Origin of the sequence: Agromyces agglutinans (assembly GCF_009647605.1) — a bacterium.
Classification (GTDB): Bacteria; Actinomycetota; Actinomycetes; order Actinomycetales; family Microbacteriaceae; genus Agromyces; species Agromyces agglutinans.
Genome location: NZ_WJIF01000003.1, coordinates 282,939 through 304,602 on the forward strand (window position 1 = coordinate 282,939; position 21,664 = coordinate 304,602).

General features: G+C 70.7%; 21 protein-coding genes. 5 read left to right on the top strand and 16 right to left on the bottom strand.

The window, feature by feature from the left end:
- Positions 1-144: 144 nt before the first annotated feature.
- The 5 genes from GE115_RS07525 to lplAB all read right to left on the bottom strand — a co-directional run bounded on the left by GE115_RS07525 (position 145) and on the right by lplAB (position 4,320).
- Positions 145-888 carry a GntR family transcriptional regulator gene (locus GE115_RS07525; RefSeq protein ID WP_153684154.1) on the bottom strand — a complete coding sequence of 248 codons (744 nt, stop codon included), beginning with the start codon at positions 886-888 and terminating at the stop codon, positions 145-147.
- Positions 885-1,808 carry an LLM class F420-dependent oxidoreductase gene (locus GE115_RS07530; RefSeq protein ID WP_153684155.1) on the bottom strand — a complete coding sequence of 308 codons (924 nt, stop codon included), beginning with the start codon at positions 1,806-1,808 and terminating at the stop codon, positions 885-887. Before GE115_RS07530 ends, GE115_RS07525 begins: the two co-directional genes overlap by 4 nt.
- 123 nt (positions 1,809-1,931) lie before the next feature.
- The gene (locus tag GE115_RS07535) at positions 1,932-2,855 is read right to left on the bottom strand and encodes a DNA-methyltransferase (protein WP_153684372.1); all 924 of its coding nucleotides are present in this window, start codon (positions 2,853-2,855) and stop codon (positions 1,932-1,934) included.
- Positions 2,852-3,169, bottom strand: a complete 318-nt coding sequence (locus GE115_RS18310) for a hypothetical protein (RefSeq protein WP_172979746.1) — start codon at positions 3,167-3,169, stop codon at positions 2,852-2,854. Before GE115_RS18310 ends, GE115_RS07535 begins: the two co-directional genes overlap by 4 nt.
- A gap of 101 nt (positions 3,170-3,270) precedes the next feature.
- The gene (lplAB, locus tag GE115_RS07540) at positions 3,271-4,320 is read right to left on the bottom strand and encodes a lipoate-protein ligase LplAB (protein WP_153684373.1); all 1,050 of its coding nucleotides are present in this window, start codon (positions 4,318-4,320) and stop codon (positions 3,271-3,273) included.
- Positions 4,321-4,399: 79 nt separating this feature from the next.
- Between lplAB and GE115_RS07545 the strand changes: the two genes are divergently transcribed.
- Positions 4,400-5,047 carry a histidine phosphatase family protein gene (locus GE115_RS07545; protein WP_153684156.1) on the top strand — a complete coding sequence of 216 codons (648 nt, stop codon included), beginning with the start codon at positions 4,400-4,402 and terminating at the stop codon, positions 5,045-5,047.
- A 51-nt stretch (positions 5,048-5,098) separates the two neighbouring features.
- On the opposite strand, the gene GE115_RS07550 is transcribed toward GE115_RS07545, so the two are convergent.
- Both GE115_RS07550 and GE115_RS07555 read right to left on the bottom strand, forming a co-directional pair.
- On the bottom strand, positions 5,099-6,469 hold the full coding sequence (locus tag GE115_RS07550) for a glycoside hydrolase family 6 protein (RefSeq protein WP_246190622.1): 1,371 nt from the start codon (positions 6,467-6,469) through the stop codon (positions 5,099-5,101).
- 104 nt (positions 6,470-6,573) lie between these two features.
- Positions 6,574-7,422: an alpha/beta fold hydrolase gene (locus GE115_RS07555; RefSeq protein ID WP_153684157.1), complete on the bottom strand. Its 849-nt coding sequence runs from the start codon at positions 7,420-7,422 to the stop codon at positions 6,574-6,576.
- A 158-nt stretch (positions 7,423-7,580) separates the two neighbouring features.
- Here GE115_RS07555 and GE115_RS07560 point away from each other — a divergent pair, with 158 nt between their 5' ends.
- Complete coding sequence (locus tag GE115_RS07560) at positions 7,581-8,039, top strand: MarR family winged helix-turn-helix transcriptional regulator (RefSeq protein WP_312854998.1); 459 nt, start codon at positions 7,581-7,583, stop codon at positions 8,037-8,039.
- A gap of 5 nt (positions 8,040-8,044) precedes the next feature.
- Complete coding sequence (locus tag GE115_RS07565) at positions 8,045-9,445, top strand: MFS transporter (RefSeq protein WP_153684158.1); 1,401 nt, start codon at positions 8,045-8,047, stop codon at positions 9,443-9,445.
- 43 nt (positions 9,446-9,488) lie between these two features.
- On the opposite strand, the gene gdhA is transcribed toward GE115_RS07565, so the two are convergent.
- From gdhA to GE115_RS07610, 9 genes are all read right to left on the bottom strand, one after another.
- Positions 9,489-10,850: an NADP-specific glutamate dehydrogenase gene (gene gdhA, locus GE115_RS07570; protein ID WP_153684159.1), complete on the bottom strand. Its 1,362-nt coding sequence runs from the start codon at positions 10,848-10,850 to the stop codon at positions 9,489-9,491.
- Positions 10,851-10,881: 31 nt separating this feature from the next.
- Positions 10,882-11,901, bottom strand: a complete 1,020-nt coding sequence (locus GE115_RS07575) for a LacI family DNA-binding transcriptional regulator (protein ID WP_153684160.1) — start codon at positions 11,899-11,901, stop codon at positions 10,882-10,884.
- Between the two features lie 98 nt (positions 11,902-11,999).
- The gene (locus GE115_RS07580; protein WP_172979772.1) at positions 12,000-13,028 is read right to left on the bottom strand and encodes a LacI family DNA-binding transcriptional regulator; all 1,029 of its coding nucleotides are present in this window, start codon (positions 13,026-13,028) and stop codon (positions 12,000-12,002) included.
- Positions 13,029-13,053: 25 nt separating this feature from the next.
- Entirely contained in the window at positions 13,054-13,401 is a 348-nt protein-coding gene (locus tag GE115_RS07585) for an L-rhamnose mutarotase (RefSeq protein WP_153684162.1), read from the bottom strand.
- A gap of 2 nt (positions 13,402-13,403) precedes the next feature.
- Positions 13,404-14,837 (bottom strand): L-fucose/L-arabinose isomerase family protein, encoded by a 1,434-nt coding sequence (locus GE115_RS07590; protein ID WP_153684163.1) that lies wholly within the window; start codon positions 14,835-14,837, stop codon positions 13,404-13,406.
- Positions 14,838-14,932: 95 nt separating this feature from the next.
- Positions 14,933-16,000, bottom strand: a complete 1,068-nt coding sequence (rhaS, locus tag GE115_RS07595) for a rhamnose ABC transporter substrate-binding protein (protein WP_153684164.1) — start codon at positions 15,998-16,000, stop codon at positions 14,933-14,935.
- A gap of 27 nt (positions 16,001-16,027) precedes the next feature.
- Positions 16,028-17,122 (bottom strand): ABC transporter permease, encoded by a 1,095-nt coding sequence (locus tag GE115_RS07600; RefSeq protein WP_153684165.1) that lies wholly within the window; start codon positions 17,120-17,122, stop codon positions 16,028-16,030.
- Entirely contained in the window at positions 17,115-18,158 is a 1,044-nt protein-coding gene (locus GE115_RS07605) for an ABC transporter permease (RefSeq protein ID WP_312854999.1), read from the bottom strand. Before GE115_RS07605 ends, GE115_RS07600 begins: the two co-directional genes overlap by 8 nt.
- Complete coding sequence (locus GE115_RS07610; RefSeq protein WP_153684166.1) at positions 18,155-19,690, bottom strand: sugar ABC transporter ATP-binding protein; 1,536 nt, start codon at positions 19,688-19,690, stop codon at positions 18,155-18,157. Before GE115_RS07610 ends, GE115_RS07605 begins: the two co-directional genes overlap by 4 nt.
- Before the next feature lie 391 nt (positions 19,691-20,081).
- Between GE115_RS07610 and GE115_RS07615 the strand changes: the two genes are divergently transcribed.
- Both GE115_RS07615 and rhaI read left to right on the top strand, forming a co-directional pair.
- Complete coding sequence (locus tag GE115_RS07615; protein WP_153684167.1) at positions 20,082-20,450, top strand: L-rhamnose mutarotase; 369 nt, start codon at positions 20,082-20,084, stop codon at positions 20,448-20,450.
- Positions 20,451-20,486: 36 nt separating this feature from the next.
- Positions 20,487-21,653, top strand: coding sequence for an L-rhamnose isomerase (rhaI, locus tag GE115_RS07620; RefSeq protein WP_312855000.1), 1,167 nt, complete (start codon positions 20,487-20,489; stop codon positions 21,651-21,653).
- Positions 21,654-21,664 lie beyond the last annotated feature (11 nt).

The following is a 21,664-nucleotide window of genomic DNA, read 5'->3' on the forward strand; positions in this document are numbered from 1 at the left end:
TGGGCCGGAACGCTGCCACGAAATCGGGCGGAGGTGTCCGCATGGTGAACACGGCGGGACCTCCCGGCAGCGGATGCCGTGGATGCGTCGAATCCGTCGGCCCACTGCGCACAGTGGGCGTCGAACGGCCCGAAGGAGGTCCGCTCAGGGAAGGTCGGGGAGCTCCGCCGCGCCCGCCGCCTGCGCCTCGAATGAGATGGTGTGGGGCACGTAGCGGTCCTCGCCCGATTCGACCGGGCGACCGTTGGCGGCGTAGGTCTCGCGCCGCACCTGCAGCATCGGGCTCGATCGCCGGACGCCCAGCAGGCGTGCGTCATCGCTCGAGGCGGCCACCGCCTCGATGCGGTGCGTGCCGTGGGTGATCACGATGCCGGCGTCGCCGAGAAGCCTCGTGGTCGAGTGCACGTCGTCGGGCATGCGCTCGACGAGCGCGACCACCCATGGCGCCCAGACCGAGCGCTCGATCATCACCGCCCGCCCCTCGAGCGTTCGCACGCGGACCATGACGAGCACCTCGTCGCCCGTGCCGATGCCGAGCCGTCGAGCCTCGCGGGCCGTTGGGCGACGACGCTCGCGCGACATGATGCGCCCGCCCGAGGCGCGACCCCGGCCCTGCGCCCACTGGGTGAACGAACGCATCCGGTCGAAGCCCTGGGTCTGCGCCGACTGCACGAACCAGCCCGCGCCGCGGCGCGACTCGATCAGCCCCTGGCGCGCGAGCGCCGCGAGCGCGCCCCGCACCGCACCGCGCGACGTGCCCTGGCTCGCGGCGAGCGCGAGCTCGCTCGGCAGGCGCGCGCCGGCGGGCAGGTCGCCCGAGAGGATGCGCGCGCGCAGCGCGGCGACGGCGTCGGGCTCGCCCGCGTCGCGCCCGCCCGCGTCGGTCACTCCGCGAACACCGGCACGACCTCGCTCGCGAGCAGCTCGAGCACGTCGAGGTCGTCGAAGTCGAGCACCTGCAGGTAGATGGTCTCGACGCCGAGGTCGCGGAGGCCGCCGATGCGGTCGACGAGCTGCTGCGGGGTGCCCGCGACGCCGCTGCGGCGCAGCTCCTCGGGGTCGCGGCCGATGCGCTCGGCACGCGCGCGGTACGAGGCATCCGTCTCGCCCACGGTCGACGTCAGCGCCGCCGAGTACCGCATGGAGTCGGCCGGACGCCCGGCCGCCTCCACAGCCTCGCGCACGCGCGCGAATCCGGCCGCGATCTCGGCGTCGGCGCGGAACGCCACGTTGTACTCGCCCGCGAAGCGCGCCGCGATCGCTGGGGTGCGCTTCGGGCCCGCGCCGCCGACGATCAGCGGGATGGGCTGCTGCACGGGCTTGGGCAGGGCCGGGGCATCCTTCAGGGTGTAGTGCTCGCCGGCGTGCGAGAACGTCTCGCCCGCCGGCGTGGACCAGAGGCCCGTGACGACCTCGAGCTGCTCCTCGAGGATCCCGAACCGCCGCTCGGGGAACGGGAACCCGTACGCCTCGTGCTCGGCGGCGAACCATCCGGTGCCGAGGCCGAACTCGACGCGCCCGCCCGACATCTCGTCGACCTGCGCGACCTGGATCGCCAGCAATGACGGATGCCGGAAGGTCGCGCTCGTCACGAGCGTGCCCAGGCGAATGGTGGATGTCTCGCGCGCGAGCGCGCCCAGCGTGACCCACGAGTCGGTCGGCCCGGGGCCGGGGTCGACGTCCATCGCGAGGAAGTGGTCGCTGCGGAACCACGCGTCGAAGCCGAGCCGCTCGGCAGCCTGCGCCATGCGCACCTGCTGGCCGTAGGTCGCGCCCTGCTGTGGTTCGGTGAAGATCCTGAACTTCATGCCTGCATCCTTCCAGCTGCACCGCTGGGTACCCGCACCCCGCCGCGCACCCCGTTTGCGCCGAGTGATGACGAAACGCTCGGGATGGCCCGCCGAATCGTCATCACTCGGCACGTTTCGGCCTCACTCGGCGGCCACGAACTCGACGCCCGAGATCTCGGCGAATCGGCGGCGCATGACCTCGATCGCCTCGGCGTTCTCGTCGACGAGCACGAATCGACGCCCGAGCGTCGCGGCGACCGCGCCGGTCGTGCCCGATCCGGCGAAGAAGTCGAGCACCCAGTCGCCCTCGCGCGTCGATGCCTGCACCATGCGCCGCAGGATGCCCACGGGCTTCTGGGTGGGGTACCCCGTCTTCTCTCGTCCGGTCGGCGAGACGATCGTGTGCCACCACACGTCGGTCGGCAGCTTGCCGAGCTCGGCCTTCTCGGGCGTCACGAGTCCGGGCGCCATGTACGGCTCGCGGTCGACGGCCGACGAGTCGAACCAGTAGCGGTCGGGGTCTTTCACGTACACGAGCACCGTGTCGTGCTTGGTCGGCCAGCGCCGCTTGGCCTTCGCGCCGTAGTCGTACGCCCAGATGATCTCGTTCAGGAAGCACTCGCGCCCGAACAGCGCGTCGAGCAGCACCTTCGCGTAGTGCGCCTCCCGGTAATCGAGGTGCAGGTAGAGCGTGCCGTCGTCGGCGAGCAGCCGCCACGCGTGCAGCAGCCGCGGCTCGAGGAACGCCCAGTAGTCGTCGAACCGGTCGTCGTAGCGCAGCAGGTCGCCGCGGATGCGCTCGTACCGCTTGCCCGCGAACCCGGTGATGGTGCCGGCGCCGGTGCCCGTGCTGCCGGTGCCGCCTCCGGTGCCGGATGCCCCGGCCGAGGCATCCGTCTCGTCGACGCGCACATGGCGCGTGGACCGCCGCGCCTGCGACCGGCCCGTGTTGAACGGCGGGTCGAGGTAGACGAGCGTGAACGCCCCGTCGGGGAGGCTCGGCAGGACCTCGAGGTTGTCCGCGTGGATGATGCGGTCGGGTCCGTCGAGCGCCACGCGCGTCAGCGCTCGACGTCGAGGCGGATGCGTCCGCGGAAGCGATCGGGGTCGTCGTCGTCGGCATCCTTCGCCGCGAACGCGATGCCCTTGTCGCCGTCGCCCGGCAGCGGCGCGGGCGCGGGCAGTCGGCTCTGCCGGTCCTGCTCGACCTGGGCCTCGTACTTGCGCGGTGCGAAGACCTCGTCGCCGATCATGAGGACGCCGCCCGGCGTGCCGCCGCGCTTGGTCTTGTCGGAGAGGTCGATCCAGCCCGCGCGCTGCGCGACCCAGCCGAGCGCGATGACCGCGACGGCGATCAGCACCCAGATCCACCAATCCATCCCGCGATTCTAACCGGCTCGTCTGGTTGCCCGATCCGCACCCGCCACCCCGCGCAATTCCCCGCGCGCCGCGCGCCGCGCGCCGCGCGCCACCGCACCCGCTACGGAACCCGCTGCAGCCACTCCGTGGTCGAGAACTTCGTCTCGACCAACTGCTCGGCCTCGGCGAGCTCGTCGGCCGTGACCGCGCCGGGCGTCGCGCCGTAGAGCGACGTGAAGGTCTGCTTGAGGCTCTCGATGATGGCCGCGCGGCTGAGCCCGGTCTGCGAGCGCAGCGGGTCGACGCGCTTCGCGGCCGACGCGATGCCCTTGTCGCTGATCTTCTCGCGCCCGATGCGCAGCACCTCGAGCATCTTCTCGTTGTCGAGGTCGTACGCCATCGTGACGTGGTGCAGCACGCCGCCCGACCCCAGCCGCTTCTGCGCTGCGCCGCCGATCTTGCCGAGCGGGCTCGCGATGTCGTTCAGCGGCTGGTAGGTCGCCTCGATGCCGAGGGCGCGAAGGCCCTGCAGCACCCAGTCGTCGAGGTAGGCGTACGAATCGGCGAAGCTCATGCCCTGCACGAGCTCGGCCGGCACGTACAGCGAGTAGGTGACGACATTGCCCTTCTCCATCATCATCGCGCCGCCGCCCGAGATGCGGCGCACGACGTCGAAGCCGTGCTTGGCGGCGCCCTCGGCGTCGACCTCGTTGCGCACCGACTGGAACGAGCCGATCACGACGGCCGATTCGTCCCACTCCCAGAAGCGGAGCGTGGGCTTGCGCCGCCCCTCGCCGACGCGCGCGGCGAGCACCTCGTCGAGCGCGAGGTGCAGCCGCGGCGGCACCGCCGCGTCGTGCACGATCTCCCACTCGTAATCGGTCCAGGTGCGGGCATCGGTCATCGCGCGGCGCACCGCGACGGCGACGGCCTCGGCCGAGAACCCCAGCATGACCGCGTCGGGTCGCAGCGCCGCCGAGATCGCCTTCGCGATCTGCTTCGCATCGGATGCCGCGGCCAGGCCGTCGAGGGCCCCGTCGATGTCGCCGAGCGCCTCGTCGGGCTCCAGGAAGAAGTCGCCCGCGACCCGTGGATTGCGGATCACGTCGTCGATCACGTCGAAGTCGACGACCACGAGCTTGCCGCCGGGGACCTTGTACTCGCCGTGCAGTGAGGGCATGACGGACAGCCTACGACCGCCTTCTGACGAAGGGCGGGTGCGGGGGCGGGCGGGTGCGTACCCTGACAGCATGACGACGTTCTTCCTGGCCAGGCACGGCGAGACGGTCTGGCACGCCGAGCATCGGTACGCGGGCAATTCGGATGTCCCGCTCACGCGGCACGGTCTCGGACAGGCGGCCGCGCTCGGCGCGTGGGCGGTCGACGCCGGGCTCGACGCGATCGTCGCGTCGCCGCTCAGCCGCGCTCAGCGCTCGGCAGCGCCGGCCGCCGAGACCACGGGCCTGCCGCTGCGCAGCGACGACCGGCTGGTGGAGATCGACTTCGGTGCGGGCGAGGGCCTCACGCCCGCCGAGATCGCCGAGCGCTACCCCGAGGAGTGGGCCGGGTTCTGCCGAGAGCCCGCCTCGAACCCGTTCCCCGGCGGCGAGAGCGGCCGAGCGGGCATCGCCCGGGCGCTGCCGGTGTTCGACGAACTCGTCGAGGAGTTCCCCGAGGGCCGCGTGCTGGTCGTCGGGCACGCGACCCTGATCCGCCTGCTCTTCTGCGAACTCGCCGGCATGGACGCCGACGGCTACCGCGACCTCCTGCCCGTGCTCGGCAACTGCACCGTCACCACGATCGTGTACCCGTGGGCGACCGAGTCGCTCGCGGCGCACCATCCGCGCATCCGCCTGCTCGGCTACGACGTGCCGCCCTGGCACGCGCTGCCGCAGTAGGTGGATGCCCCGGCCGCGCGTTCCGCCGAACGACGCGGCCGGGGCATCCGATCAGTCGACGGCGATCGGCGGGACCGCGAGCTCGATGAGCTCGCGCGCCTGCTCGGGGAACCACTGGCCGGCGGCCGGGTCCTCGATGCCGCGGATCGGGTCGAGCGGGCCGCCAGTGCCGCGGAAGCACTTGCCGTCGCTCTCGCCGGGGACCTTGATCCAGAGCAGGGCATCGACGAGCGCCGAGCCGGTGTCGGTCGTCGGCCGTTCGCCGAGGCCGCGTGCGGGCGGGTTGCACCAGTCCTCGGGCACCGCGAGGCCCGAGTCGGAGGCGTCCCACGGCCCGGTGCCGTTGCGGCTGGTGTCGACGACGAAGCGCGCCTCGGGTTCGATGCCCGCCGCGGCGAGCGCGGACGCGTAGCGCTCGTCGATGCCGGCCGTGTTCAGCGAGGGCTCGGTCGCGTCGGCGCTCCAGACGCCGTACGAGTCGAGGGCGACGCCGTTCCAGCCGTTCGAGGGCCCGCCGTTCCAGTACTGGTTCGGGCAATCGGCCGCGGTCGCGCCGGCCTCGGTCATCAGCGCGAGGCACGACGAGATCCAGGTGCCGTACGACACGAGGTTGGACGTGAAGTGGTAGTTCGAGGCGTTCAGGAAGAAGCCGTCGGCCCGCTCGACGCCGGCCTTCAGCAGCCGGTCGCTGATGTCGCCCACGTTGAGCCAGCCGCCGTGGGTGCCGTCGAGGTAGACGTTCGTCGCGGGCAGCGCGGCCAGCACGTCGACCGCGTGGTTGAGCATCGCGAACCGCTCGGCGGCGGCGGTGGCCTGGTCGGCCTCTGCGGGCCGGCACCACTCGGCGACGCCGTCGACGCTCGTGTACCAGGGGATGATGCCGAGCCCGTCGGGTTCGAGGATCACGACGGCGCGCTTGTTGCCGATGCCCTTGGCGACGCCGTCGATCCACGCGGTGTACTCGTCGAGGCTGGTCGCGCCGCCGGCCGAGTACTGCGCGCAGTCGCGGAACGGCACGTTGTAGGCCACGAACACGGGCACCTCGTTCGCCGCATGCGCCGTCGCGACGGCCCGCTTGACGTCGCGCTTGGCCTCGTTCGGCGTGCCGCCGTTGATCCAGGTGGCGCTCGGGTAGGAGCCGAGCAGGGCGGCGTCGGCCGCGGCCTGCCCCTCGAGGGTCTCGGCCGCCTCGAGCGTCGTGCTGTCGGGGTTCACCCACAGCTCGACGCCGGGTTCGAGCACGTCGGCGATGGGATGCCCCGGCCGCGCTCGGTCACCGGCGCCGAGATCGGGCGCCGTGGCGGGTGCTGCGGCGGGTGCTGCGGCGTTGGCCGCGGTCGCGCCGCCGGCGAGGAGCCCGGCGGTCATGAGCAGGGCGCTCGCCGTGGCGAACGCGCGCCGGGTTGGAGTGGGAAACGACATCGGTTCCTCCGGTCACAGGGTGTGAGAGCGCTCTCATGAGCGTCCCTCGACCTACATTGCCCCGCGGGCGCGGTCACGTCAAGCCGTCGCGCGCCGCGCGGCACTCAGTCGACGGCGAACCTGGCGTCGAGCCATCCGATCAGGTCGTGGCGCACCTCGGCGCGGTTGGTCTCGTTGAAGATCTCGTGCCGGGCTCCCTCGTAGACGATGAGCTGTGCGTCGACGAGGTGCGCACGCCGGACGTAATCACGCAGCAACGCGAGGGCGCTGCGCTCACCGGCGACCGGGTCGTCGCCGCCGACCAGGATGAGCAGCGGCAGCTCGCTCGGGATCAGCTTCGACGGCCGGGTGATCAGCGAGAACGACTGCGGCCATCCGAACAGCTGCTGCAGGGTGCGGCTCGTCGTGTACGGGTCGGCCTCGAAGGCCCGGGCGACGGCCGGATCGCGGCTCAGCCACTCGACGCTGGTTCCGCCGGAGCGGGCGAAGCGCTTGTTGAGGTCGCCGAGGTTCGTGTACCCGAGCTGCAGCCAGGCGGTCCCGCTGAGCACGACGGCGTCGAAGCGGTCGGGGTGCCGATTGACGACGTGCTGCGCCATGAAGGAGCCCCACGAGTGCCCGAGGATCACGAGCGGCACCTCGTCTCCCTCTGCCTCGCGGATGATCTCGCCGAAGCGCTCGACACCGGCGATCGCCGCCCTCATCCCCCCGGGCCCGGGTCGGCCCATCCGCGTGAGGTCGCCGCCGTGCTGCTCGAACCCGGTCTGGCCGTGTCCGCGGTGGTCGTCGGCCCACACGGTGTAGCCGGCGCCGTTCAGCGCCTCGACGAGCTCGCCGTAGCGACCGATGTGCTCGCCGATCCCGTGCACGAGCTGGATCACCGCCGTGGGCTCGGGCACCCGCCAGGACTCGTAGTGGATGCGCACGCCGTGCCCGTCGGTGAAGGTCGCCATCCGCCCAGTCTGGCACCGAGCCGCGCTGCAGACCCGGGTTCGCAATTCAGGTGCGCGTACGGCGAGTCGGCCACGCCATACGGCAGAAGCCGGTGCGACACGGCTCTTGACCTGAATGGCGAATTTCATTAGCGAGGCTAATTTGTTAGGCTAAGGAGGTGACCGACCTTCTTCCCGCGAGCCCGAGGGCCCGCCGCACGACCCTCGCCGAGCAGAGCACCGAGCTCCGCCTCGCGGTCATGCGCCTCGCCCGCCGGCTCCGCCAGGAGCGCGCCGACACCGAGCTGAGCGGCACGCAGTACTCGGCCCTCGCGTGGACCGCGAGCGAGGGCTCGCTCACCGTCGGCCGACTCGCCGAGCTCGAACGCGTCACTCCCCCGTCGATGAACCGCACGGTCAACTGCCTCGTCGACGCCGGCTACGTCCTGCGCGAGGGCTCGCCCGACGACGGGCGCAAGGTGCTGCTGCGCACGACCCCGGCCGGCGAGGCCGTCGTGCGCGAGACCCGCCGGCGTCGCGACGCGTGGCTCGCCAAGCGCTTCGCCGCGCTCACCGCCGACGAGCGCGAGACGCTCGCCAAGGCCACCGCGATCCTCGGGAGGCTCACCGACCAGTGAGTGCCATGTTCCGCTCCCTCCGTCACGTCGACTACCGCATCTGGTTCGTCGGCGCGCTCGTGTCGAACGTCGGCGCGTGGATGCAGTCGACCGCGCAGAACTGGGTCGTGCTCACCGAGCTGAGCGACAACGACGCCCTCGCGGTGGGGCTCACCATGGCGCTGCAGTTCGGCCCGCAACTGCTGCTCGTGCCCGTCACGGGCCTCATCGCCGACCGGTTCGATCGCCGCAAGGTCCTGCTCGTCACGCAGTCGGCGATGATGCTGCTCGGCGTCGCGCTGGGGCTGCTCCTCCTGCTCGGCCATGCCGAACTCTGGCATCTCTACGTCTTCGCCGGCCTTCTCGGCGTCGTGAACGCCGTCGACATCCCCGCGCGCCAGACCTTCGTCGCCGACCTGGTCGCCGGCTCCGACATGTCGAACGCGGTCGCCCTGAACTCCGCGTCCTTCAACGCCGCGCGCATGATCGGCCCGGCCCTCGCGGGCCTCGCGATCGTCGTCGTGGGCTCGGGCTGGGTGTTCATCGTGAACGCGTTCACCTTCCTGGCCGTGATCGGCGCCCTGCTCGTGCTGCTGCGACGGCCGATGCGGCGCGTGCCGCGCGCGGCGCAGCAGCGGGGCGCGTTCGTCGCCGGGTTCCGCTACGCGCTCGGGCGCCCCGACCTGCTGGTCGTGTTCGTGATCGTCTTCCTGGTCGGGGCGTTCGGCATGAACTTCCCGATCTTCTCGTCGACGATGGCGGTCGAGTTCGGCCGGGGCGCGGGCGAGTACGGCGTGCTCAACTCGATCATCGCGATCGGCTCCCTCACCGGCGCGCTGCTCGCGGCGCGGCGCGAGCGCGCCCGCCTGCGCGTGGTCATCCTCGCGACGGGCGCGTTCGGCATCGCCGCGGCGCTCTCGGCGGTCATGCCCGACTACTGGATGTTCGCTGCCTCGACGATCCTCATCGGTTTCACGGCCGTCACGATCCTCACGACCGCGAACGGCTACGTGCAGACCACGACCGACCCGGTGCTGCGCGGTCGCGTGATGGCGATCTACATGGCGATCCTCTCGGGCGGTACGCCCGTCGGCGCCCCGATCGTGGGCGCCGTCGCGAACGGATGGGGCCCGCGCTGGGCGCTCGGCATCGCCGCCATCGCTGCCGCCGTCGCTGCGCTCATCGGCCTCGCCTGGCTGATCGTCGCGCGCGGCATGCGCGTGGTGCGGCATCCCGAGCGACGCTTCGCGCCGGCGATCCGATTCGCGGATGCCCCGACCGCGGCGATCGCGACGCTGCCGACGGCCGCGATCCCGGTCGCGGGGGCCTCCGAACCGGTCGTCGACACCTACGTCGCACAGGCGGCGGATGCCTCGGCCGAGGCCGACCGCGACGACGTGCTGGCGGGGCGGGTGCCGAGCCGCTGACCGGCGTCGTGCGCGCGGGCTCGCCGCGGCAGGGCCGCAGCGGTCAGATGACGCCGAGGGCGAGCATCGCGTCGGCGACGCGCGTGAACCCGGCGATGTTCGCGCCGACCACATAGTCGCCGGGCGCGCCGTACTCGTCGGCGGTCTCGGCGCAGCGCTCGTGGATGTCGCGCATGATGCCCGCGAGCCGCTCCTCGGTGTACTCGAAGCTCCACGAGTCGCGCGACGCGTTCTGCTGCATCTCGAGCGCGCTCGTCGCGACGCCGCCCGCGTTCGCCGCCTTGCCGGGACCGAAGAGCACGCCGGCCTCGCGGAACGCTCGGATGCCGCCCGGCGTCGTCGGCATGTTGGCGCCCTCGGCGACCGCGGCGACTCCGGCCCGGACGAGTGCCGCCGCCGCGTCGGCGTCGAGTTCGTTCTGCGTCGCGCAAGGGAGCGCCACGTCGACGGCGTGGTCGTCGGCGATGGACCAGACCGAGGCATCCGCCCGGAACTCGGCGCGACCGCCTCGGGCCGCGACGTACTCCTCGATGCGGCCGCGACGGATCTCCTTGATCTCGCGGAGCAGGTCGAGGTCGATGCCGTCGGGGTCGTGGATCGAGCCGCTCGAGTCGGAGGCGCCGATGACGATGCCGCCCTGCGCCTGCACCTGTTCGATCGCGTAGATCGCGACGTTGCCCGAACCCGAGACGAGCACGCGCGCCCCGTCGAACGAGCGGCCCCGCGTCGCGAGCAGGTGCTGCGTGAAGAAGACGACGCCGTAGCCGGTCGCCTCCGTGCGCACGAGCGAGCCGCCCCAGGTGATGCCCTTGCCCGTCAGCACGCCCGACTCGTAGCGGTTGGTGAGCCGCTTGTACTGGCCGAACAGGTAGCCGATCTCACGACGGCCCACGCCGATGTCGCCAGCGGGCACGTCGGTGTACTCGCCGATGTGGCGGTACGCCTCGGTCATGAACGACTGGCAGAACCGCATGACCTCGGCGTCGCTGCGGCCCTTCGGGTCGAAGTCGCTGCCGCCCTTGCCGCCGCCGATCGGCAGCCCGGTGAGCGCGTTCTTGAAGATCTGCTCGAAGCCCAGGAACTTCACCGTGCCGAGCAGCACGCTCGGGTGGAACCGCAGGCCGCCCTTGTACGGGCCGAGCGCCGAGTTGAACTGCACGCGGAAGCCGCGATTGATCTGCACGCGTCCGCGGTCGTCGGTCCACGGCACGCGGAAGATCAGCTGGCGCTCGGGCTCGCAGATCCGCTCGAGGATCGACGCTTCGGCGTATTCCGGATGCTTCTGAAGCACGCGATCGAGGGAGTCGAAGACCTCGCGGACCGCCTGGTGGAACTCGGCCTCGCCGGGGTTGCGGGCCAGCGTCTGGGTGAAGAGCCGCTCGATGGCGGGGTGGTTCTCGGACATCCCGACGACACTACCCCGCCGGCCGGCGGGCTCAGCGCCGTGTGACCGCTGCCGTCGATTCGCGGACGACCAGCTCGGGCTGGAACACGACCTGCTCGGGCGCGAAGGCCTCGCCCTCGGCGGCCTCGCGGAGCAGCAGGTCGACCGCGGTGTGGCCGATGCGCGCGGCGGGCTGGCGGATCGAGCTCAGCGGCACGACCGCGGCCGACGCGAAGTCGATGTCGTCGTAGCCGATCAGGGCGACGTCGTCGGGCACGCGCACGGCGCCCATCATGCTGAGCGCCTGGAGCACGCCCATCGCCAGCAGGTCGTTGGCCGCGAACACCGCGTCGGGGCGGTCGGCGGCGCCGCGCCCGCGAATCCCCTCGCCCGCCGCGCGCCCCTGCAGCACCGAGAGCGAGTCGGTCGGGATCACCTCGAGCGTGGCATCCGGAACCTCGGCGACCGCCTGCCGCGCGCCGGCGAGCCGGTCGGCAACCTGGCGGATGCCGACCGGTCCGCCGACGAACGCGATGCGCCGGCGGCCGGTGTCGAGCAGGTGCCGCACGGCCAGGCGACCGCCGACGACGTCGTCGACCGAGACCGACGAGAAGCTCCGATCGGGCGCCTCGCGGTCGACGAGCACGACGGGCGTGCCGCGCGAACGCAGCCGCTCGAGCCTCGGCAGGTCGTCGGCCAGCGGCGAGATGAGCACGCCGTGCACGCGCTGCTCCTCGAACAGGTCGAGGTAGGCGCCCTCGCGCACGCCGTCTTCATCGCTGTTGCCGAGCAGCACGGCCATGCCGTCGCGCGCCGCGCGATCTTCGGCGCCGCGGGCGACGTCGGTGAAGAACGGGTTGCGCACGTCGAGCACGACGAGCCCGATCGAGCGGCTGCGGCCGGCGCGGAGCTGCCGTGCGGCGTCGTTGCGCACGAAGCCGAGTTCGTCGATGGCGGCGAGCACGCGCGCGACGGTGGCCGGCGCGACCTTGTCGGGCCGGTTGAGCACGTTCGAGACGGTGCCCACGGAGACGGATGCCGCGATCGCGACGTCCTTCACGCTGACGGCCATGGGATGGTCCCCTCTGCCGATGGCTCGGCTGCACAGTCATGATGCCAGAGCGACGATCGGTGATCGGTCGCCGAATCGCTCGCTTCCGACATGGCGGATCACGCGACCGTGAGGTCGTGGGCGTGCGAGCTCGTCCCTCGGACTATCAGGTGCGGCGGGAACACCGTTGCGGTATGCACGTGGGACTCGCCATCCATCAGCTCGTCCAGGAGCTTCCGCACCGCCTCGTCTCCCATCTCGTGCTTCGGTTGCCCGACGGTCGAAAGGCGGCTCGACGCCCCGAGCCCGAGGTCGCCGTATCCGATGACACTCGCATCCTCCGGCACCCGGAGCCCCTGCGCCGTCAGCCCCTCGATGACCCCCAATGCCAGCTGGTCGTTGATGCAGAAGATGCGGCGCGGCGCGTCCTGCGCGACGATGCGACGGGCGACCTCGACGCCGGCGGCGAAGTTCATCGTGGCGACGACGAACTCGATGAGGCTGTCGGGATTCCGCCCCGCCTCCACGAGCGCGTCGCGAGCCCCTTCTCGGCGGTCGTGGCACTGCGGGATCGCCGGATGTCCGTTCACGATCGTGACACCGTTCCCCTGGCCCTGCAGCAGGTGGCTGACCGCCAGATATCCCCCGAGCACATCGTCGACGGCGACGGAGCACCCCTCGGCCTCTTCGGCGCGCCGGTCGACCAGGACGAGCCTCGTCCCGAAGGCGCGGAGCTGTGCGAGTCGCGAGCGGTCCGCGTCGACCGGCACCACGAGCGCGCCGGCGGCGCGCTGTTCGGCGAGGAGTTCGAAGTGGCGTCGCTCGCGGTCGGGATCGTCGTGGCTGACGCACAACGAGACGGCGTACCGGTGCCGGTCGGCCGCCTCCACGACCGCGTCCACGATCGCGGCGTAGAACGCGTTCATGACGTCGGGGATCACGAGCCCGATGATCGGGTTCGACCCCCGGCGCAGCGCGGCCGCGGCCCGGTTCGGCACGTATCCCAACGCCGCGATCGACGCACGGACCCGGGCCTTGGTCTCGGCCGCGACGAGGTGAGGACGGTTGATCGTGTTGGAGACGGTCCCCACCGAGACCCCGGCATGCCGGGCGACGGACACGAGCCCCGGCTGTCTGGTGGTCGTCATCTGCTGCTCCAAGCGGCCCCGGTGATCACTCGTCGAGGGCGGCGAGCTGATCCTCGAGGTGGAACACCTCGGTGAGCCGCACGAAGCCCTCGTCGGGCGAAACCTCGAGGTCGACGAAGAACTCGCCCATCTCGGCCTGCCAGCGCGCATTGACCTCGGTGGCGGCCATGGCGGCCTGCGCGTCGGCGAACGATGTCGTCTCGACGTAGCCGATCAGCAGGCCGTCGTCGCGCAGGAACAGCGAGTAGTTGCGCCAGCCGCTCCGTCGCAACGCCTCGAGCATGTCCGGCCAGACGGCGGCATGGCGTTCGCGGTACTCGTCGATGCGCTCGGGCTTGACCTGCAGCTGGAAGCACACACGCTCGAAGGCCATGTTCACACCTGCCGGAAGTCGATGCCGAGCAGCGAGGCCGCGGCCGCGTAGTCGCCGGCCCGATGCCCGATCGAGAGCGACCAGTGGTGCCCGATCCCCGTCGCCGACCATTCGTCGACCCACTCGCCAGGGTCGCGGCCGAAGTCGACGCGGCTGGTGGTGTTGCCGATCTCGAGCAACGGGCCCGGCACGACGGTGCCCTCGGAGGCCACGAACGCGAGCGCGCCGTCGCGGTCCTGCCCGAGCCCGAGCAGGGTCACCGGGCCGTGCTGCACGTCGAATTCGACCGACACGCCCCACCCGCGCTTGCCGTGGTAGACGCCGAGCCCCCGCAACAGCGGGTCGCGGCTCGAGACGGCGAGGTGAGCGGGTCCGTCATGCCCCATCTCGACGACACCGTCTTCGAAGTTGAGCGCCTGGATCTCGCAGAACGAACCGCCGGCGCCGACCACCTGGGTCGCGAGCTGAGCGACCGTCGTGCGCAACTCGTATTCGCCCGTCGCGGGGATGCCACGTGCCGTGAGCAGCGACGCGCCGAGGATCATGCCGGCCCCCAGGCGCTCGTGCTGCTCGCCGGCCAGACCGCGGTGGTAGTACGCGAGCGAGTCGAGGTCGAAGTCGTCGACGAGGCGATCGAGGCCGACCGACACGCGAGCGCCCCACGCGAAGTCCTCGTCGACCACCGTGTCGTCGAGGGTGAAGATCTCGCGGGCGAGCGCCATGCGTTCGGCGACCTGCGCGTCGGTCACCTCGTCGACGCGCACCCGGAGGTCGTCGAATTCAAGCACCTCGACGTGCGAGCCGAAGGTGACGGGAAGCAGGGTGAGATCGGTCGAGACGTCGAGCATGCCGGGGTAGACGTGGCCCATGAGCCCGTGGCGGGCGTGCCGCAGCGCCGCACGCACGTGCGCGGCGTGGATCCAGCGTCCGATGCGCTCCCACGCGGATTCCTGCCGCAACCACCCCGATACCGAGCGGAAGGGGATTCCCGCGCGGCGGAACACGTTGCCGACCTCGGGGACGGGGCACTGGCCGCAGTACGCCAGCCACGCGCCCGTGTCGAACGAGGCATGGTCCATCTTCTCGGTCGGCTGGAGGTCGATGACGAGCACCGGGGTGTTCGCGCGCTGCGCGATCGGCAGCACCATCGAACTGGTGAGGTAGGTGGTGAGGAACAGCACGATCAGGTCGCAGTCGGCCTGCCGAAGCCGCTCGGCGGCCACGGCCCCTTCCTCCGCGTCGGAGATGAACCCGACGTCGGTCACCTCGGCGTCCATCCCCTGGAATCGCTCCGAGACGTACCGCGCCGACTCCTGCAGCTGCGGCAGCAGATCCGGGAACTGCGGCCAGTACGTGCCGAGTCCTCCGGCGACGAGGCCGATGCGGGGCTTGCGCCGCACCTTGGGCGGCAGCAGGTGTTCGATCGAGGCGGTCATGGTGCTCCTTCGCGAAGTTCGGTGGGCGCGGATGCCGCGTGGCTCGCCCGCGGGCTCGCCACGCGGCATCCGTGCTCGTTCGAGGACAGCGGCGACTAGAAGTCGTAGTCGTCGATGTTGTCGGCGTTGAACACCGTCGGCGGGCCGACGATGACGATCCCGCCGTCGCCGATCTCCCGCTCGCCGAGCTCGCCGGCTTCGAACGTGTCCCCGACCTCACCGGTGATGTCTCCGTCGGCCAGCGCCTTGCCGGCGAACGCGGCGACGTAGCCGAGCTGCGCCGGGTCCCACAGGGCGAACTCGGTGACGGTTCCGTCCTTCACGAACGGACGCATCTCGTTGGGCAGGCCGAGGCCGGTCAGCGCGACCTTGCCCTTGTACTCCGAGGTCGAGAGGTAACGTGCCGTCGCTGCGATGCCGACCGTCGTGGGCGAGATGATGCCCTTGAGGTTCGGGTACGCCTGCATGAGGCCCTGCGCCTCCTGGAACGACTTGGTGTCGTCGTCGTCGCCGTAGACCTTCGCGACGAGCTCGATGTCGGCGTACTCGGGGTTGGAGGCGAGCTCCTCCTCCATGTACTTGATCCACTCGTTCTGGTTGGTCGCGTTCGCCGTCGCCGAGAGGATCGCGATCTCTCCCGACCCGCCGATCTGCTCGGCGATGAGCTCGACCTGGATGAGCGCGACGTCCTTCGCGACGACCTGGCTGATGAACACGTCGCGGCAGTCCGGGTTCGTGTCCGAGTCGAACGCGACGATCTTCGCGCCGCCGGTGCGCGCCTCCTCGAGCGCGGAGCAGACGGCATCGGGGTCGTTGGCCGCGATCACGATGACGTTCGTGCCCGCCTGCGTCTCGGCGTTGATGAACGAGACCTGGCTCGACGCGCTCGCGTCGAGCGGGCCCACGACCTGGCTGGAGGCGAAGCCGGCGGCCTCGGCGCCCTCCTCGCCGCCGCCGAGCACGACGTCGGTGTACGGGTTGTTGAGCTGCTTCGGGATGAACGTGATGGTCTGCTCACCCTCAGCCCCGGAACCGCCCCCGCCGTCGTCGCCTCCGCCGGCGCATCCGGTCGCGATGAGTGCGACGGTTGCTGCGAGGGCTGCGAACGACGCGATGCGGCGTCGACCGGGGGTCTTCCCGGTCCGATTGCGGATCAACTCCATTGTTCTTCCTTTCGTGAGGCGCCGGTGCTAGGCGCTCGCTGCTCCCGAGGTGGTGGCCTGGGGGAGTTCTCGATGCACGCGTCGGTCGTGCCGCCACTTCGAGATCGCCCCGAACACGCTGGGCGCGACGACGGAGGCGATGAGGAGGGAGCCCGTGACGATGATCAGGACGACATCGGAGACGCGGCCGAGCCTGAGCGCGTAGTTGATCACGCCGATGAGCAGGACGGCCGCGACGACGCCGGGAATCGAACCCTTGCCGCCGAAGATCGACACACCGCCGAGCAGCACCGCGGCGATGACGGCGAGCTCGAGGCCGCTCGCGTTGTCGGAGCGGGCACTCGAATAGCGAAGCGTCCAGTAGACGCCGGCGAGGGCCGAGACGGTCCCCGTGCCGACGAACAGCCAGAGCTTCGCGCGTGCGACCTTGATGCCGACGAATCGCGCGGCCTCCTGGCTGTAGCCGAGTGCGTACAGTCCGCGACCGAATGGGGTGAGGTGCAGCAGCACGCCGAAGAAGAGGATGACGACGACGACGCCGACCATGACGGTCGGGATGCCGGTCGCGCCGAGCTTCGAGGTGAAGAACGCGGTGAGCTCCGGTGGGAAGTTCGCGACGGCGTTGTCGCCGATGACGACGAGGGCGAGGCCTCGGAAGAGCGCGAGCGTGCCGATCGTGACCGCGAGCGACGGCAGTCCCACGACGGCCACGAGGAAGCCGTTGACGGCTCCGGCAACCACGCCCGCGAGCACGCTGATGACCAGCACGATGCCGATGTCGAAGCCGGCCTGCCACAGCACGCCCATGATCGCGCTGGTCAGGCCGGCGATGCTCGCCACCGACAGGTCGATCTCGCCGGTGATGATGACCAGCGTCATGGGCATCGCGATGAGCAGCACGGGGATCACGTCGAGCAGCAGGAACCCGGTCGTGACGGGTGAGGCGAACCTCGGCACGGCGATCATCGCGATCACGATGACGACGATGAGGGCGTAGATCATCACGGCGTCGCGGCCGAGCAGCACGCGGGCCCAGCCGGTCCGGCCCTTGGGTTCGGCCTCGAGCACGGTCGTGCCGTCGACGCGCTCGGGCACAGGGGCGGTCTTCACGGGATCAGACATCTCGGGCCTCACTGATTCGCAGCTTCCTGGCTGTTCGCACGCTCGCGATGCGGTCGATGATGATCGCGGCGAGGATCAGGACGCCGACGATCGCCTGCTGCCAGAACTTGTCGACGCGGAGCGCGGTGAGCGCGCTCGTGATCGTCGTGAGCAGGATCGCGCCGATCGCCGCGCCGAACACCGAGCCGCTGCCGCCGAAGATCGCGACCCCTCCCACGACGGCGGCGGCGACCACGTCCAGCTCCATGCCCGAGCCCGTCGTCGCCCCGACCGAGTTGAAGCGGGACGCGTACAGGACGCCCGCGAGGCCGGCGAGCAGGCCATTGGTCACGAACGCGAGGAACACGCGGCGCCCGACGGGGAGGCCGAACACGCGTGCGGCCTCGGGGTCGGAGCCGATCGCGTAGAGGTCTCGGCCGGAGCGGGCACCGGCGAGGAAGACGCCGACGACGACCACGACGACGAGAGCGAGCAGGGTGATGACCGGGAACCCGAGGAACGTGTCGACCGAGAGCGCGCCGAAGGCGTCGGGCCGATCGCCGGCGAAGTACTGGGTGCCGCCCGCCCAGGCGTTGTTCACGCCGCGGTAGATGTAGAGCGTTCCGAGCGTGATGACGAGCGCGGGCACCTTCGCCAGCGTCACGAGGAGGCCGTTGATCGCGCCGAGCACGGCGCCGAGAGCGAGTCCCGCCAGGAACACGACGGGGATGGGGATGCCCTCGACGTTCGCGAACAGCGAGCCCGTCATGAACGCGACGAGTCCGAGGATCGAGCCGACCGACAGGTCGACGTTGCGCGTGATGATGACGATCGCCTGGCCGACCGCGAGGATCACGATGATCGTCGCATTCAGGAGCAGGTCCTTCACGCCCTGCGGGCTCAGGAACAGCGGATTCGCGATCGCCGTCACCGTCACGAGGATGACGAGGGCGAGGGCGACCGGCAGCTCTCGGGCACGCAGCACGGCGGACAGCGGCGAGTTCCGTTTCGCTTCCGGCTGCGCCGCCGAGGGCGGCCTGGTCTCGGTCGTGGTCACTTGGCACCCTCCATGGACGCGGTGGCGGCGTGCATGACGCTCTCGGGGGTCGCGTCCTCGCGGGAGAGCTCCGCGGTGATGCGTCCCTCGTGCATGACGAGCACGCGGTCGGCCATGCCGAGGACCTCGGGCAGCTCCGAGGAGATCATGAGTATCGCGATGCCGCGACCTGCGAGGTCGGAGAGCAGGCGGTGCACGTCGGATTTCGTGCCGACGTCGATGCCGCGCGTCGGCTCATCGACGATGAGGAGCTTCGGCTCGGTGGCGAGCCACTTGGCGAGGACGACCTTCTGCTGGTTGCCGCCCGAGAGCGTCGAGACCGCGTACTCCTGCGAGCCGGTCTTCACCTGCAGCCGCTTCGACCATTCGGCAGCGGTGCGTTGCTCTCGCCGAGCGTCGATGAGACCGAACCGGGCGAGCGAGTTGCGCAGGGTGAGGGTGAGGTTGCGAGCGACCGAGAGGTCCATGACGAGACCCTGCTTGCGACGGTCCTCGGGCACGAACCCGGCGCCCGCGTCGATCGCCGCCTGCGGATCGCCCGGCTTCAGCCGCCGGCCGGCGAGCTCGACGGTGCCCTCGTCGTACGGATCGATGCCGAACACCGCACGCGCGACCTCGGTGCGGCCGGCCCCGACGAGTCCGGCGAGCGCGACGATCTCGCCCGTGCGCACCTCGAGGTCGATGCCGCTGAAGACGCCCGCGCGAGCGAGGCCCTTCACGCGGAGCATGGCGTTCCCGATGACGGCCTCCTCCTTCGGGAAGAGCTGGTCGATATCGCGGCCGACCATCTCGCGCACGATCTGCTCGACCCTGACGGACGCCGTGTCGTGCGTCGCGATGTATCGGCCGTCGCGCATCACGGTGATGCGGTCGGTGAGCGCGAAGACCTCGTCGAACCGGTGGGAGATGAACAGGATGCCGGCGCCGCGATCACGCAGGCTCCGCGCGACGGCGAACAGGCGTTCGACCTCGACGCCCGACAACGCGGCGGTCGGCTCATCCATGATGAGCACCCGTGCGTCGAGCGAGAGCGCCTTCGCGATCTCGATGATCTGCTGGTCGGCGATCGAGAGCCCCTCGGCGATGCGGTCGGGATCGATCGGCACGCCGAGCTGGTCGAAGAGTTCGCGTGCGGCCGAACGCATGGCCTTGCGGCTGATGAGCCCGAGCGCACCACGGGGCTGCCGCCCGATGAAGATATTCTCGGCGACGGTGAGGTCCGGGAAGAGCGTCGGTTCCTGGTAGATGACCGAGATGCCCGCGGCCTTGCTGTCGGCGACGGAGCGGAAGGCGACGGGTCGGCCGGCGACCTGGAAGTCGCCGGCATCGGGGTGATAGAGCCCGGCGAGGATCTTCACGAGCGTGGACTTGCCGGCGCCGTTCTCGCCGACGAGCGCGTGGATCTCGCCCGCGCGCAGTTCGACCGTGCCGTCGGCGAGTGCGACCACCGGACCGAAGGTCTTGGCTCCGTGCTGCAGCCGGAGCAGGGGCTCGTTCGGCTCATCCGATCCCGGGACGGACTGCTCCGCCATACTCACCTCCACATTGAGGGCTGAATCGTTTCATGGCCCGCAGACATGCTGCCACGATGCATCCCGAAGGTCAACCGACGCGATTGAAACTCTTGAGACGTTTCAGGTGAAGGTGCCGGTCAAGCGGATTCACGTTGGAGCGCCCTTCCGCTGCTGGGATGCGCAGATGCCGGCCACGGGCGCCCGAAGCCGCGTGATGGCGAGCGCTCGATCGCTTGCTTCGTTTCAATGTTGTCGGCCGACTGAATGTAGTCGGCGGACACGGTCATCGAAGCGCTCCGGAAGCTTCGCGGTGGGGGCGGTTGCGCATCCGGCTCGGCTCGACTTATGCTTGAAACGATTCATTCACCCGGTGCCATCCGGATGACAGAGAGAAGCGAGCTGTTCGACGATGAGCGACGACACCACCCCGCAGCGCGTCTGCTTCCAGCTGCAGGTCGACCCCTCGCGCCTCGACGAGTACCGCGAGCGGCACGCCGCCGTGTGGCCCGAGATGCTGCGCGCGATCGAGGCATCCGGCCGGCGCAACTACTCGCTCTTCCTCCGCGACGACGGACTGCTCATCGGCTACTACGAGACCGATGACGACGAGGCATCCCAGCGCGCGCTCGAGACCGATCCGCGCACCGCCGCGTGGGAGGCCGACATGGCGCCGTTCTTCGTCGCCCTCGACGGCACCCGCCCCGACCAGGGCGCGCCTCGACTCCCCGAGGTGTTCCACCTCGAAGACCAGCTCGCCGCACTCGCCGACGAGCGCTGAGCCCGAGACATCCGACCGAAAGAAAGCAGGAACACCGTGAGCATCCTCTCCGAGGCCGTCCAGGCCGAGCTGGCGAAGCAGGCGATCGAGCTGCCCAGCTGGGCGTTCGGCAACTCAGGCACCCGGTTCAAGGTCTTCGCGACCCCCGGCACGCCGCGCGACCCCTACGAGAAGATCGCGGATGCCGCGCAGGTGCACCGCTACACCGCGCTCGCGCCCACGGTCGCGCTGCACATCCCGTGGGACCGCGTCGACGACTACGACGCGCTCAAGCGCCACGCCGAAGGGCTCGGCGTCGAGCTCGGCACGATCAACTCGAACACGTTCCAGGACGACGACTACAAGTTCGGCGCCCTCACGCACGAAGACGCCGCGGTGCGCCGCAAGGCGATCGACCACCACTTCGAGTGCATCGACATCATGCACGCGACCGGTTCGCGCGACCTCAAGATCTGGCTCGCCGAGGGCTCGAACTACCCGGGCCAGGCCGACCTGCGCGGCCGGCAGGATCGCCTGCACGAGTCGCTCCAGGAGATCTACGCGCGACTCGGCGACGACCAGCGCCTCGTGCTCGAGTACAAGTTCTTCGAGCCGGCGTTCTACCACACGGATGTCCCGGACTGGGGCACGAGCTACGCCCAGGTCGCCGCGCTCGGCGAGAAGGCCATGGTCTGCCTCGACACGGGCCACCACGCGCCGGGCACGAACATCGAGTTCATCGTCATGCAGCTGCTGCGGCTCGGCAAGCTGGGCTCGTTCGACTTCAACTCGCGGTTCTACGCCGACGACGACCTGATCGTGGGCGCGGCCGACCCGTTCCAGCTGTTCCGGATCGTGTTCGAGGTGCTCCGCGGCGGCGGTCTCAACAACCCCGACGTCGCGTTCATGCTCGACCAGTGCCACAACGTGGAGGACAAGATCCCGGGCCAGATCCGCAGCGTCCTGAACGTGCAGGAGATGACCGCCCGCGCACTCCTCGTCGACCGCGAGGCCCTCGCCGCCGCCCAGCGCTCGGGTGACGTGCTCGAGGCCAACCGCATCTTCATGGACGCGTTCTACACCGACGTGCGCCCCGCCCTGGCCGAGTGGCGCGAGTCGCGCGGCCTGCCGGCCGATCCGATGGCCGCGTTCGCCGAGTCGGGCTACCTCGCGCAGATCGCGGCCGACCGCGTGGGCGGCGTGCAGGCCGGCTGGGGCGCCTGAGCCGCACCGCC